This is a genomic window from Bacillus sp. AFS037270 (assembly GCF_002585305.1).
Window position 1 is genome coordinate 204,108 of sequence record NZ_NUNF01000014.1, and the last position, 14,591, is coordinate 218,698.

Sequence of the window (14,591 nt, forward strand, 5' to 3'; positions counted from 1 at the left end):
GATTGTTTACCCATATATTCATTTCCTAATCCTCTTAATAAGGATTATATTAACGCGATTCGATTAAACCATATCGTCCGTCTCTACGTTTATAGACGACATTGGTGCGATTTGTATCAGCATCGGTGAATACATAGAAGCTATGACCAATCAGATCCATTTGAAGAATCGCTTCTTCACTGTCCATAGGTTTAAGGTCAAATTGCTTCGTTCGAACCACTTCCAACTGGTCTTCTGTATCCTCTTCATTTATATTGGTTGCGAAGGCGGCGCCAATTCCAGTCTTCTCACGATATTTACGATTGACTTTTGTTTTATATTTACGGATTTGACGTTCCAGCTTATCCAGGATTAAATCAATGGCAGCGTACATATCCATATGGGTTTCCTCTGCCCGTAGGACAAGGTGCGGCTGTGATATCGTCACTTCTACCTTCGATGTTTTATCAGGATTAATCTTTAGATTTACATTTACGGTTGCAGCTTCCTTCTTGATTAAGTGGCGTTCTAGCTTTGATACTTTCTTTTCAACATATTCCCTTATTGCAAAAGTTACCTCAATGTTCTCTCCACGGATGTTAAATTTCATTTGTGAATTCCTCCTAATTATTTATCAATTAATCGTTAGATGAAATATAAGACATTAATGTTTCTTTAACCATGTCTGTATTGTGCACGACTAACCTGAATGTTTCCTTAACTTTTAATAGGAATAGGATGCAATTTTAAAAAACACGAGGACTACTTGTAATGCAAGGAATGGAGAAGCAATGTGTGGAAATCAAACAATAGTTTTGTGCTAACATAAATATAATTAAGAAGGTAAAACATAGCAGATAGATTGATTAATTTAAAGTAGGTCACGGCAGAATCGGAAATCGAAAATACTCTTAAAATTGGAGGGAATTCATATGAGGGAATTAAACGGAGTGGACTGCGCAACAAAGCTTAATAATAGATTACTAGCTGGCCTCAAATCCAATGGTATTCAGTATGTAGCACGCTACCTCGGAAACAGTTGGAAATCAATGGACAAACCAGAGGCAGACGCCATTTTAGATGCCGGGTTAAAGATCGTAAGTATATGGGAAACCAATCCGACGAACGCAGCTTATTTTACAAAGGACAAAGGGATCTCTGATGCAAAAGAAGCATCTTCTTATGCAAACACAATTGAACAAACAGAAGGAAGCGCCATTTACTTGGCTGTTGATTATGATGCTCAACCATCTGACATGGCCTCCATTTTAAACTATTTTTCGGGTGTGCGAGACGGAATGGACAAAAGTTATAAAGTGGGAGTATATGGTTCCTATTCTGTGCTCCAAACGCTTTTTCGTTACCATGCCGTGGATTTTTATTGGCAGACAACTTCATGGTCTCGTGGCAATGTAGCTGATTTTATCCATATTCTTCAATATCAGCATAATACAACACTAGCAGGTATCCAAGTTGATTATAATGAATTTTCGAATAGTGCTGGATCGTGGAGCAGAATTGTCTCGCCTGCAGGTCCGCCCCAGCCTGCTATAACCACCTATACTGTTCAACCAGGTGATACATTAAGCGGAATTGCTGCGAGATTTAATACAACGGTTGATGAGTTGGTAAAATTAAATAAAATCGAAAATCCTAACATCATTTATGCAGGTCAGATTTTGCGCCTTTCTATTGAAAAATCACCAGGTCCTGCTTTTTACATCATAAAAGCGGGAGATACTTTGTCTCAAATAGCATTGGTTTTCGAAACAACAATGGCCCAGCTGCAAACTTGGAATGGTATTCGTGTCCCGAATGTTATCCGGGCTGGTCAAAAAATACGTGTGAAATAATCCCGCGATTCTCGACATTTCTTTTAAACGTTGGAAAGTGAAATACACTATTGATGCGGCTCATCTCATTTTTAAACAATCGTTTGGTTAGTGGTGAATAATCGGAAAAAGAAGAGAACCATGTCAGTCCAAACGAATAAAGGAGAATTTTCCGGGAAATTAAGTTTTTCCCTGTGAAATATTCGACAAAATTTTTTAATAGTTTATAAGAGGAATTCTTGAAGAACGACCATTTTGGCTTTTTTAACCAAACGTTTGATTAGTAAAGCCTATAGGGATTATGGTCGAATATATGTCGTTTTAAAGCAAAAAATGGGCTAATTCTTTATTTGATTATCACGTTCCTATCAGAGTCTGTGACAGTTGTTTTTAAATGGCACCAACGCGGAATACTAGATTTCTAATCTTTGGGCTTCAGGGGTTAGCCCTATGTAGAATTTCTAAGAAAAACACTGAAAACATGAGAAAACAACATAAGATACACGCTTACACTAGAAATGTTCCCGTTTTCCATGCCTTTGTCAAATTAAACCATTATGTACGATAATAAATATATAAATTATTGAAGGTGGTAATAAAATGATAAAAGCAATGGAAAACTTTATAAATACTTACGGAAAGTACCTGTCAGCATCGGCATTTGCTTTAAAACCATGTACTAAAAGTGAACTACAATATGTGGTTGAATTGTTTAGAAACGACTCTCAAAGATAAAGATGAGAATCGTTTTTTTTTGCATTAAATATGGAAGTATGGGGAGGGTTCTTTTTATTCATAGTGGAAGCACGAGAACCGTCCCCATGCTCCCCTTTACTCATTCTTTATGAGTTAAGTGTCACCTTATCAAAAATCGTCTATCGAAAACGGCTGCTGAATGAAAATATTTCTGTTGTATAGAGACAAAGGATACCGAGCTATTTCGGTATCCTTTGTTTCATTCAAAGAACTGCTTGGGTTTACATATATTTACTTTTATAATGAAATTAAGGAGTAATAAAAATTAAAAAATGTTCAAATCTCTTACCGTCATATGTAAAAACAGACGACCTTACAAAGACGAAAGCCTATCGACATTTGCTTCTGATGATGAACTTTATCATATTTAAATGCTAAACTGAAGAATTAACAACAAATGGTGTCATTATGATTATTAATAAGATCGAGTAGGTGGAAAAATGATTAGAGATTTATATTCATTTTTAGATGAGTATTTTGAAGGGCTGACATTAGCACCTCCACTATTTTATTCGTGGAGCAATAGTATTAGGTTTGAAATCTCCAATCCCTTGTTCCCCAACGATTCAAAGGAAAGTTGGGATCAAACTTTTCAACGTTCGATTTCGCTATTCAGAAAGGTATTTGAAGAGAGAGATGTTAATCTTTTAGTTACTGACGTTCTTACTACGAGTGATAACCACTTTTTGCGAAGGAAACCTCTAAATGTTTATAAAAAGTATATTAAAGATAAAAATAAATTGAACCAATTACAATATCAGTATTTTTTCAAGGATGAAGAAGACCGGACGGTAATTCATCGATTTGTCCTTCCTTGTAAAAGGGACGAGATAAGATATGTCCAGCTTTTAAAAGGCATCTGTTATGAAGACTTTGCTCACCCATCCACTATCTTAAAAAATAATCAGGAGAGTGGTTATGAAATATATTTTATTAATCTCACTAAAAAGATCATTTTTCACTTGTATGACGATCGAGGATGCGATGTTTTAGCTTCTAATAAAGAGATGATACGTTACCTGTATGAAGAATTAAACTCTTGGATATTAGATTATGACAGAAAAAAAATAGATACTTTGTTTAAATAAAAAATTACATTCTACGGGGATTTCCGTAAAATTTAATTTCTTTGGCAGCTTTCTGTTGTTTTATCGGATTAGAATAGGCTATATCATTACATTTTTTGGGGTGAATGCACTTTTGGAGGAGAATTTTTTAAAAAATAATATGGGTATTAATAATTGGTGGAATTATATCATTTCTTTTTTTCTACTGCTGACCATTTTAATATTAAGTGATCATTTAGCTACGAAAGTATACAAGTGGTATGTAGAGCGCGACGGGAGTGCCGCTAGTTTTTATAGTCCTGATTTAAACCAAGCTTTTTCAATGAATCCCTATATTAACTATTCTTTTCTTCAACTTTACAATGTTCTTTGTTTGATTGGTATTGCGTTGGTTATGCTGCTGATTCATAGGAGAAGTGTGCTTACCTTGATTACACCAAATAAAAAGGTGAATTGGAGGAAAATTGGTTGGGGCTTTTTAATACTATTGTTACCAATGTGTGTAACAACATTTTTTGACTATTTACTTTTCCCAAGTGATTACGAGTTAAACAGACTCAACACGGAAGTCTTTTTAAAGGTATTAGGATTATTAATTATCTTTTTACCTATTCAAACATTGATGGAAGAGTTCTTTTTAAGAAGTTACCTGATGCAGTTGATTGGTACAAAGGTTAGTAACAAAATTGTACTCTCTATTATTGTCGGTCTTATTAATGGAGGATTGCTTATTTATGTCGATCCTTACCTCATGGATTTGGAACCTGTCTATACAGGATTAAGTTATATCGTTATAGGAATCCTTTTATCGTACATAACGGCTAAAACCAATAGTTTGGAGATAGCAATAGGTGCTAAATTTGTCTATTACTTATATATTAGTGTTCTCTCAATGCTGGGTTTTACCCGTTATCAGTTCTTCCCTAATTACTACTCTTTATCGAGTCTTTATACAAAGATGTATCTTGTTTGGATCATTTTTTCGTATGGCATACTAACATTTGTAACTCTAAAACTGTTCCAGGATAAAAAGCAGTCACTCTATTAAAAATCGTCTATATAGATTAGATTTTACAAATATACACACTGGAACTATCCGAACAAAGACTTTTGCTGATGCGTTTAAAAAAGCATAGGTTATCTCACCAAATGAATGAAAATAATTAATTAGCCACAATACTTTTAAAAAACCAAACAAAGTAGAAGTCAAGTAGGTAAAAGATAAGTGTTCTTAAACTGCCAATTTGGGTGCAAGAATTATCCGACTCAATTAAAGCTTCTGCTTCTCTTGTAGCAACAAAGAGCGGACAATTGAGTTGGGGGATCGATTTAGCAATGCCAACATTCGCTTTAATTTTGTTAATTGGTGTTGCTGGATTAGGGGTATTTTTGATAGTTAGAAAGAAATAATTAACCTGATATTATAAATCTATTCAACTAGAGGGTGATATGGTGAAATTGCATCTAATAGGTATGGATACAAGAATAGAGATAGAAGTGATTTGTAGAAGCCATCCTGACTATACCGATTATTGGGATGGTAATTGGATTACTTCAAAAATAAACATAGATATACCAGGATATAAAGCTCAATTCAACGCAGATTTAAGAACAGATGAGTTAAGTGATTTTGCTAATGAGCTGACATTAATGGATAAAAAGTTGAAAGGGAAGGCTATTCTTTTCAATTTAGATGGTTATTTGGAACTTGAATGTAAGATCAACAAACAGGGTGTAATATTTTGGACAGTTGAAACATGCTATCCAGCAGGAATTGGGGCAGTCTTAAAATTTGATTTCTGTTCAGATCAATCCTACTTAAAAGGAATAGTTAGGGAAATAGAAACAATCCTTTCTGTCTTTCCTGTACTCGGAAACCCTAATTCGTAATAAAATGGCTAAAGTTTTTAGTGAATTGGATTTGTTAGATATAACAAATATCATCATTAGGTAAATGTAAGAGCAAAAGAATATAAAAGGAGGGCGGCAGAAATAGGAAAGATACCTGATAAAACTTTAAAAAAGATAGAAGAGGACATTAAAAATGGGGATTTAGGAAAAGCGAGAGATAGGCTACATGGATTAATTTCCACTTATCCGGATGAATTAGAGCTTCGTAGAAAATTAGGAGATATTTATTCTGCTTTAAAATATCCTACAATGGCCGGTCGGTATTGGTACCTAGAAGAGGATAAGACACCGGAAATGGAAAAAGCGTGTGCGGTGTTCGAAAAATCTGAGGGAAATAATCCATATAGAATATCAAGGGCTTTAAAATTTAAAGGAAATCCTGAAATTATACAAAAATTGCAATTAGATCCAGGATACTCTCCTATTAAGGAAAAAGTAAAAGAAAGATTACTTGAAGAGCCTGCTGATACATTTGGTGATAGGTTAGTCACCATCGGATGCTTCTCTATTTTTATACTAATCGTTTGCTTTATATTAATTGGTATTTACGCAGTTTTTAGATGGATATTTTAATAAACTTCCAAATCCTCTTAGGCGTTGTACTTCAAATATCAAGGATCTGTGCCAATTTATATAATCAGTGAATGGAGCGAAAGGAATGCAGACTACAATTGAGGGTATTGACGACCGAGATTGGAAAAATAAAGCAGTTAGGGTAGACAATCGAGGCTATTGACGACTGTGATTGGAAAAATAGAGCAGTTAGAGTAGACAATTGAGGCTATTGACGACCGTGATTGGATAAACAGAACAGTTTGGGTAGTCAATGGGGTATTGGCTACCCATATATGATTAAATCGACAACATCAAAAATTAGGGATTAACTAGTTTCGAAATGCTCTATAATTCACAAATTATTTTTTTCCTTCAACTCTAAATAAACAGCAGCCATATCTAGCTTTGCTTTACCATTTTCTTTGGCTGAGCGATAAGTAGCATTTGCGACTTCAGCTAGAGGCAATTCGGTTTCCAAACGATCGGCCTCCGCTTTAATTAAGCCTAAATCTTTGGACATTAGCTCCAACATAAAGGCAGAAGGGAATTCCTCTTTGCGGTACATCTCTTTTTTTCCTTGGAATAGAGGGGTGTTCATACCTGATTGAGAAATCATTTCCATTACTTTCTCTTTATCTAGTCCTGATTTCTCCGCAAATAATATTGTTTCTCCGATCCCTTGTCCGATTATACCAAGTAATAAGTTAATCGCTAATTTTGCAGAACTGCCTTTTTTATTAGAGCCAAAATGAATCGTTTCTTTCCCTAATATTTTAAAATAAGGCTGGCATGTTTCAATCGCCTTTTCATCGCCGCCAACAAGAATTACTAATTGCCCTGTTTTAGCTGCTCCTACTGAACCAGATACTGGGGCATCTATGTATATGCCGCCTCTTTCTGCTACCAAATTCGCAAATGAATAGGAATCTTCAGGTGAAATTGTACTCATGTCGACGACTATTTTACCTGGTTTTGCAGCTTCTAAGATTCCGTTTTCTTGAGTTAATACCGCTTTTACAGCACTAGCGTCTGATAACATGATAAAGATAATATCGGATTGTTCCACTATTTCTTGAGGTGAATGTAGTTTAGTGGCTCCAGATTCTACTAAAGTGGCTGCCTTTTCTGGGGAGCGATTATATACATTCACCTTGTATCCTGCGTTTAAGAGATTCTTTGCCATCGGTTCGCCCATATGACCTAATCCAATCCATCCTAATGTGTGCATTTTTCTATTCCTCCTGTCTCATTGATTAAGATGATAGACCGCCATCTTCGAGAGAGTGCGGTTCGTCTGAGTCTCTGTTAGATATAAATGTTTAGGGACGTTTATGTTGTGCTGCTGCCTGAGCTAGTCCGTCAATCCAGTCTTGGTGGCCGTTAATCATTGGGTTTGGCTTCGCTGCGGCCATCTCTTTTGCTGCTTTTCCATTTTGTGTTTCCTGAGTGAGATGTGTAGTGAACGTGAATGCACTTCCTTTCTTTTTATACGAAATTAGTTTGTTATATACTACAAAAGTTATTACAACACCGTCAACCATTGCCCGCTTTGTTCAGAATCATGGGGACGGTTCTCCTGCTTCCGAAGCAAGAAAACCGTCCCTGTGATTCCAAATGAAAAACGAAGAAAAACAGCGAAATAGTGAGAAAACATTATGAAATGTACGCTTACATTGGAAATGTACCCGTTTTTATGAGGAATGTTTCCGTTTTCCGGAGCTTTTCCAAAATACACCATTCTGTATGATAATCAATATATAAATTATGGAAGGTGGTAATAAAATGAAAAGAGCAATGGAAAACTTTATGAATGTTTATGGAAAATACATGGCAGCATCCGCTTTCGCTTTAAAACCATGCAGTAAAAGTGAACTACAATATGTGGTTGAATTATTTAAAAACGACTCTCAAAGATAAAGATGAGAATCGTTTTTTTTTTTTGCACTAATATGGAAGTATGGGGAGAGTTCTCGCTATTCAAAATGGAAGCACGAGAACCGTCCCCATGCTCCCATCTATCCAATAAAGTACGCCAACTCTCGATTGAGTTTATCTCGTTCATCCCAGAATAGTCCGTGTCCGCTGTTTTGAAATGGCACTAGTTTGGAATTTCTGATTCCTTGTTTTTGTGCTTCAGCTAACGGGAAGAGGCAAACTTGGTCATGGACACCATGGAGAATGAGTGTCGGAACGTGAATCTGTGCTAAATCATAAAATAGTTTTTCTTCGTTTAACCACGTGTTTGCAATAGCCGCAGTCGACCAGCTTGCAGCCTGCAGTCCTAATTGAAAAAACCAATCTGAGAATGCTTGGGTGGCATGCTGGAAGAAAAATGTGTCTCCAAATCCTCGCAGCATGTTGGGCCGATCATTATAGGTTCCCTTAATGATATTGAGTACATCTTCTCTTTTTAGGCCATGTGGAAAGTAGGGACGTTGGATCAAACTTGGTGCTGCCGCGGCCATTAGGGCGAGCTTGGAAACCCCATAACCGCCGTGACGGGCCATATATCTGATGGCAATCGCTCCACCGGTGGAGTGTCCTGCCAGCGTGATATTTTGTAAATGTAGTGCTTCGATAACAGCCCTCAAATCATCCGCAAGTCTGTCGTAATCATATCCTCCCCAAGGTCTATCTGATTTCCCGAATCCTCTTTGATCCCAGCCAATACAACGATAGCCCATTTTTGGCAGTTGGTTAAACTGATATTCAAACAACTGATAGTTTCCCGGCCAGCCATGAAGGAACAAAATGGCCTTGTCGCTCCCAGGATTAACGTCTTCTACATAAATGGACACGTTTGCTTCCACTTGAATATAGTAGCCCATACAGCTTCCTCCATAAGTTGAGTATTCTTTTAGACTATATTCTTGGTCATCAAGGAAATGAACAAAAACGTTTCAAGTATTTTACAAGCTTAATGAAAGACGCATTATGTCACGTATGAATAGTAAAGCATATAAGTAAAATTGTTGAAAAACTTTTGTTATTTTAGAAAAAGAAGTATCTAACATCTAAGGAAATAATATGGTAAAATAAGCCTATTAAATAAGGGCCCAATAAAAAAATTGGTATCTAGAAATAATGGGGGATAATATAGTTGAATATGATAAAGGAAGAGTGGAGACATATTTTCAGTCATCCCAAAACTGGATTAACATTGTTAGCCATTCTTTTTGTACCGTTGATTTATAGCAGCATTTTTTTATCCGCTTTTAGAAATCCTTACTCAAAAACAGGGGACCTGCCAATTGCTGTAGTCAATCAAGATGTAGGATCAACATTTGCTGGACAGGATTTGCAGCTGGGAAAAGACTTGGTTCATGATTTAAAGCAGAACCACTCGTTTAAATGGACATTTACCAATCATAAAGAAGCGTTAAAGGGATTAAGAAGTGAAGATTTTTACATGGTAGTCGAAATCCCCAAAGATTTCTCTCAAAAAGGATCTACATTGTTAGATCAACATCCTAGCAAAATGGGGTTGGAATATTATACGAACCCGGGAAAAAACTATACTGCATCAAAGATTGTTACCTCTGGAATTAGTAAAATTAATGAGAAGATATCCAATTCCATCACCAAACAATACGCCATCACATTATTTCACCGTTTAAATCAAGTCGCTAATAATGTACAAGAAGCAACAGACGGAGCGAATAAACTTGACCAGGCGGCTAATAAAATGACAAATGCCACTGAAACGCTACAAGACTATTCGCAGCGTTTAGCGGCTGGTGCTGCCCTTTTTAAAGGCGGAACACAAAGGGTATACAATGAGACCCAACAATTTCAAACAGAAATAAATCAACTTTCTAACGGGATGCAAAAACTAAATGGCGGCATGGATCAATTAGAAAATGGCTTGGGTGTCTTAAACCAGACCGGTGAAAAGCTTGCTAATGGTTCTAAAGAACTGGAACAAGGAACGAATGAACTCAAAGTTAGTTTACAGCAGTCCTATCAGGAGACAATTGGGTTTCAAGATAAAATGGCCCCACTATGGAGCGCGTTGGCTAATTTGAAGGAAAGACGGTCCGAATTGATGAGCCAATTGAACTCCTTAAAACAAATTCTTGAGGGCCAAAACGAATTAATTAGTGAACAAAAAGAGCTAATTACGAAAAGTAAAACTCTTTCAGAACAAGAAAAACAACAATTACTTTCAAACCTAGATCAAATCTTGTCTCCTTCCACAGTGGATTTAGAGCAAAAAATCACGGATTTCGAGTCTATGATTCTAGTTGTTTTGCAAGGCTCTCAGAATGTGCAGAGTCAACTTGATCAATTTGCAAAGGGACAACAATCCATGTATGAAGGCGCTCAACAATTAGCAGATGGGCAGCAGACCTTTCGAACAAGTCTAGTGACTTTTAACAAAATGATAGCGGGAGTACAAAGTGGTGCTGACCAATTAACCGATGGAACAAGCACCGCCTCTGATAGCATTTTAAAAATAGGCAATGCAAGTAATCTATATGTACAGGGGATTAAGAAACTTAACGATAGCGCCAATCAGTTAAGTGACGGCTCTCAAAAACTAGCAGATGGATCCGCATCTGTGTATAAGGGGGCTTCCACTTTATCTGATGGAACGGGTCAATTACTTTCTTCGTTACATCTAGGTGCAGACCAAACGAATGAACTGAATTTGAATGATAAAAACTTCGATATGTTTTCGAATCCAACAAGGTTGGAATCTCACACAATCAGTGAAGTCAATGACTATGGAGCTGGGATAATTCCTTATATATTAGCAATCGGCTTGATGGCGAGTGCCTTATTTTTCGCTTCCACCTATCAACTTAAGAAAACAACACTAGAACCATTATCAGGGGTTTCTTGGTTTGTCAGTAAGCATAGTGTCGTGATAATAGTTGGGCTGGTTCAATCTATTCTAGCTGTAACTATACTTATCCAGGGGATGGGCTTAGAAGTTAAACATGTGTTGGGGTTATATCTATTTACCATTCTAGCGAGTCTTACTTTCCTATCTTTAGGGCAAATGCTCTGTACCCTTTTAGGAAAAATAGGACAGATACTTGGATTCATTTTACTTCTATTGCAGATTGTCGGCAGCTCAGGGACATTTCCAATAGCTCTGGTGCCCCCATTTTATCAACATATTAATCCATACCTCCCCATGACGTATGCTATAAGGGGATTTAGGGATCTTATCTCAATCGGAAATGATCTCCATGATATATGGTACCAAGCACTAATGTTAGCTATTTTTGGATTAATCTTTAATGCGGGCACTTTATTATTTTTTCTCTTTCAATTTAAACTTAAGAAAAGCATACCAGTTGTTTAAGCGAATCTATGAAAAAACCCAATGTCTCTTTATACAGAGATACTGGGTTTTTTTATATTCTATTGAAAGTCATGGCTAGTTGCATCAGTTAAAGAAACCCTTGATATTTATGCCTTTTTCCGAAAGATGTCCCATTATACTGGTTTTTAATCCAATCAAACAGCACTACTTGGCATATGTATAAAAGGCGGGTTTTTAAGAAGAAAGACTTAAAACTTATTTTGGGACAGGAGGTTAAAAATGAAAAATAACCAAATGGATAACACAAAATCATCAAGTGGGAAAACGACAATAAAGTCCTCCAATCTTTTCTTCGATTCAAGGAAAAGTGTGTTTTTTAAGCGGGATGCAGATAATATTATCTTTCAAGTTACCTCATCACAGTTACCAGTGTTGAGGAATATTGGGTTGGATAACATTTTTCTAAGCAGGGGTCACATTTTAGAACCACATTGGCATCCAAATGCGGCTGAGCTGGATTATGTCGTTAGTGGGGAAGCGATTATCTCTGTTCTTGATCCTTTCACACCACAATTGCTTACTTATCGTGTGAAACCGGGAGACGTTGTTTTTATCCCAATCAACTGGTGGCATTGGATCATATCCATTACGGAAGAAGCCCATATTGTTGCGATATATGACAATGAAAAACGTGAAAATATCTTTGGCTCCGACATCCTTCGAAAAACTCCTCCAGAGGTCTTCCAGTTGGCTTATGGTGTAAATGCGGAAAAGTTAGCAAAAGTATTGGCGCCAATTAAAGAGACAGTCGTAATCGGGCCGAAAAATGATGCACCGTTAGATGACTTGATTAGGGAAATGTTTACACCAATGAATAGAAGAAGGCAAGGAATGCGGTGGGGCTCTCCGACTTCACCAGAACTATTTTTTGATGTGAGTGATAATGTGGGCTTTCGAAGGGATCCTCAGAATGTTCTTTACGAAGTTACCTCGGCTCAAATCCCGGAGATGCAGGATTTAGCTTTAGGGGACCTCTTTCTAAGCCGGGCTCATATTCGCGAGCCACACTGGCATCCAAATTCGGATGAACTTGATTTCATTATTTCAGGAGAAGTAATCATTTCGATTCTTAATCCGTCGACCTTAGAGTTGCAAACTTATCATGTTAAGCCTGGTCAGGTTACATTCCTGCCAAAGGGATGGTGGCATTGGATTACTTGTGTTACCGAGGAAGCACATCTTTTAGTAGCCTTTAATGATGGTCAAATCCAATCGATTGAGGGTTCAGACGTATTAAGATTAACACCGCCAGATGTTTTTGAACTCGCCTATGATGTTAATGCAAGAAAATTAGACAGAGTATTATCCCCGATAGATGAAACAGTTGTCATTGGACCTCCTGAGTCTGACGATTCTAACTGAAATCGAAACATGGGGACGGTTCTCTTGCTTCCGAAGCAGAGGAACCGTCCCTATGCTCATGAATTCTTATATAACTTAATCGCAATTAAGCCACTAAACCCACATTTTTTGCGAGTTTATTTTTGTTTGATGAATTCTAGTTAGATAGAACTGTTAATTTGAAATTTTTTCAAAATAATTAAAGACTTTTTTCCTATTTATTAGTAAAATAGGAGGAAAAAGGAGATGAAAAAGTGTGAAAGCTTTAAAAACGTTATTTAGCAGTTTAGTAGTTTTTTGTTTGTTTATCATTGTCCCATCTATTGCATTCGGTCAAACTAATAGTGAGCCGGCCAAGTCAGTAGGTAAAACAAATAGTCAACCTGCCAAGTCAATAGGTAAAACTATCATTAAAACTACTCCACCAAGTTCGCTTATAAAATCAAAAATAAAAGGTCAATCCTATACGGACGCGGGTGATTACCAATTTGTGACCGATGGGCAATACGTAGATCTTTTGTCTGACAGTTACTACACCTACCATGATATTTACTTTGGAACTGTATCAAACTATTCAAGTGATAAGATGGATATTCAAGTCGTTGATTCTAGTGATTATGCCTATTACAAAGATACTATTACCACTATTGAATTTTATAAAAACATTGGCAGTACCTTGTCATTTGCCGGATATACCCAGTTTGACACAAGTGGATATTATAATACTAATCTACATTCATATGTTGCAAAAGCGGATTATAGCAATCAACAGTATATCTATATAAGACTGGGTCTTTCTGACTCTATATATGATACATATTATTCTGATACAACACTTTTTAAAGTGAAAAACCCTTACTATGTTGCGCCGGTAGTTGATACGACTCCGCCTGCCAAGCCATACGTCCGTGCAATTAGTGATAAGGATACAACGGTGTCTGGGACAGCAGAAGCAAATTCAACAGTATATGGGAAATTAGGAACAACCACGATTGGCTCGGGTAAGGCTGATTCATCAGGAAACTATAGTTTTACTATTTCAACCCAAAGAGCAGGAACGACCCTGACATTTTATGCCCAGGATGCCGCTGGAAACAATAGCGGAACCGTGTCTGTAAAAGTGTCGGATAAAACAGCGCCAGCAAAACCTACTGTTTATTCAGTCGGGGATAACCAGACCATTGTCAATGGCAAGACGGAAGCAAATGCAAAAGTTACTATCAAACTCGGCAGTACTGTCCTAGGGCAGGGAACAGCAAGCAGTACAGGAGATTTTATTATTAAACTCTCTGCAGCACAAAGAGCGGATACAACCATAACCATCTATGCGACCGACTTAGCAGGTAACCAGAGCTTAGGAACCAGTTTGAAGGTGTTGGACAAAACTCCACCTGCCACTCCGACTGTTAATAAAGTGACCTATCTATCAAAAAATGTAACAGGTACAGGTGAGAAAGGTTCAACGATTTATATTTATAAAGGGACTACATTGATTGGAAAAGCGACTGTAGATAGCTATGGAAAATATTCTGCGACAATCAGTCTTCAGTTAAAAGGGTCTAAGTTAGAGGTTATTTCTATGGATAAGGCCTATAATCAAAGCAAGTCCGTATATGTAACTGTCTATTAAAATGTGTATGCAAATTCCTATCACGTTGCCATGGTGTGGAGATTTGAGAAGTGATCGTTTAAAAGGAAATGTTCTGTAAGCAAAGAACCTGAAGCACACAGCTGCTTCAGGTTTTTATCATTTTGGACAGCTTTACAGTCAAAACAAGATGTCCAAACAATTATAGTTTAACCGTTAAAAAGCCA

13 protein-coding genes and 1 pseudogene are annotated in these 14,591 nt (G+C 36.9%); 10 read left to right on the forward strand and 4 right to left on the reverse strand.

Annotated elements, in window-relative coordinates:
- Positions 1-49 precede the first annotated feature (49 nt).
- Positions 50-589, reverse strand: a complete 540-nt coding sequence (gene hpf, locus COD92_RS07635) for a ribosome hibernation-promoting factor, HPF/YfiA family (RefSeq protein ID WP_098531296.1) — start codon at positions 587-589, stop codon at positions 50-52.
- Between the two features lie 322 nt (positions 590-911).
- On the opposite strand from hpf, the gene COD92_RS07640 reads away from it, so the two are divergent.
- The 5 genes from COD92_RS07640 to COD92_RS07660 all read left to right on the forward strand — a co-directional run bounded on the left by COD92_RS07640 (position 912) and on the right by COD92_RS07660 (position 6,118).
- Positions 912-1,832: a LysM peptidoglycan-binding domain-containing protein gene (locus COD92_RS07640; protein WP_098531295.1), complete on the forward strand. Its 921-nt coding sequence runs from the start codon at positions 912-914 to the stop codon at positions 1,830-1,832.
- Positions 1,833-3,007: 1,175 nt separating this feature from the next.
- Complete coding sequence (locus COD92_RS07645) at positions 3,008-3,655, forward strand: DUF3885 domain-containing protein (RefSeq protein WP_098996100.1); 648 nt, start codon at positions 3,008-3,010, stop codon at positions 3,653-3,655.
- 112 nt (positions 3,656-3,767) lie between these two features.
- The gene (locus COD92_RS07650; protein ID WP_098996101.1) at positions 3,768-4,682 is read left to right on the forward strand and encodes a CPBP family glutamic-type intramembrane protease; all 915 of its coding nucleotides are present in this window, start codon (positions 3,768-3,770) and stop codon (positions 4,680-4,682) included.
- Positions 4,683-5,086: 404 nt separating this feature from the next.
- On the forward strand, positions 5,087-5,524 hold the full coding sequence (locus tag COD92_RS07655) for a WapI family immunity protein (protein ID WP_141561083.1): 438 nt from the start codon (positions 5,087-5,089) through the stop codon (positions 5,522-5,524).
- 102 nt (positions 5,525-5,626) lie between these two features.
- Entirely contained in the window at positions 5,627-6,118 is a 492-nt protein-coding gene (locus tag COD92_RS07660; RefSeq protein ID WP_176550411.1) for a DUF6584 family protein, read from the forward strand.
- 334 nt (positions 6,119-6,452) lie between these two features.
- On the opposite strand, the gene COD92_RS07665 is transcribed toward COD92_RS07660, so the two are convergent.
- Together COD92_RS07665 and COD92_RS32490 are read right to left on the reverse strand one after the other, a co-directional pair.
- On the reverse strand, positions 6,453-7,328 hold the full coding sequence (locus COD92_RS07665) for an NAD(P)-dependent oxidoreductase (protein ID WP_098996104.1): 876 nt from the start codon (positions 7,326-7,328) through the stop codon (positions 6,453-6,455).
- A 91-nt stretch (positions 7,329-7,419) separates the two neighbouring features.
- Positions 7,420-7,641 carry a hypothetical protein gene (locus COD92_RS32490; protein ID WP_218011294.1) on the reverse strand — a complete coding sequence of 74 codons (222 nt, stop codon included), beginning with the start codon at positions 7,639-7,641 and terminating at the stop codon, positions 7,420-7,422.
- 241 nt (positions 7,642-7,882) lie between these two features.
- Here COD92_RS32490 and COD92_RS32710 point away from each other — a divergent pair, with 241 nt between their 5' ends.
- A complete protein-coding gene (locus COD92_RS32710) occupies positions 7,883-8,017 on the forward strand; it encodes a hypothetical protein (protein WP_255286691.1) in 135 nt (44 codons plus the stop codon).
- 98 nt (positions 8,018-8,115) lie between these two features.
- Here COD92_RS32710 and COD92_RS07675 read toward each other — a convergent pair whose 3' ends face one another.
- A complete protein-coding gene (locus COD92_RS07675) occupies positions 8,116-8,928 on the reverse strand; it encodes an alpha/beta fold hydrolase (protein ID WP_098996105.1) in 813 nt (270 codons plus the stop codon).
- Between the two features lie 278 nt (positions 8,929-9,206).
- On the opposite strand from COD92_RS07675, the gene COD92_RS07680 reads away from it, so the two are divergent.
- From COD92_RS07680 to COD92_RS07695, 4 genes and pseudogenes are all read left to right on the forward strand, one after another.
- Entirely contained in the window at positions 9,207-11,414 is a 2,208-nt protein-coding gene (locus tag COD92_RS07680; protein WP_255295264.1) for a YhgE/Pip domain-containing protein, read from the forward strand.
- Between the two features lie 240 nt (positions 11,415-11,654).
- Positions 11,655-12,203: pseudogene (locus tag COD92_RS07685) on the forward strand (cupin domain-containing protein); the annotation flags it as partial.
- A 30-nt stretch (positions 12,204-12,233) separates the two neighbouring features.
- Positions 12,234-12,797, forward strand: coding sequence for a cupin domain-containing protein (locus COD92_RS07690; RefSeq protein ID WP_098996181.1), 564 nt, complete (start codon positions 12,234-12,236; stop codon positions 12,795-12,797).
- A gap of 235 nt (positions 12,798-13,032) precedes the next feature.
- Positions 13,033-14,406 carry an Ig-like domain-containing protein gene (locus COD92_RS07695; RefSeq protein WP_098531287.1) on the forward strand — a complete coding sequence of 458 codons (1,374 nt, stop codon included), beginning with the start codon at positions 13,033-13,035 and terminating at the stop codon, positions 14,404-14,406.
- The last annotated feature ends 185 nt before the right edge of the window (positions 14,407-14,591 follow it).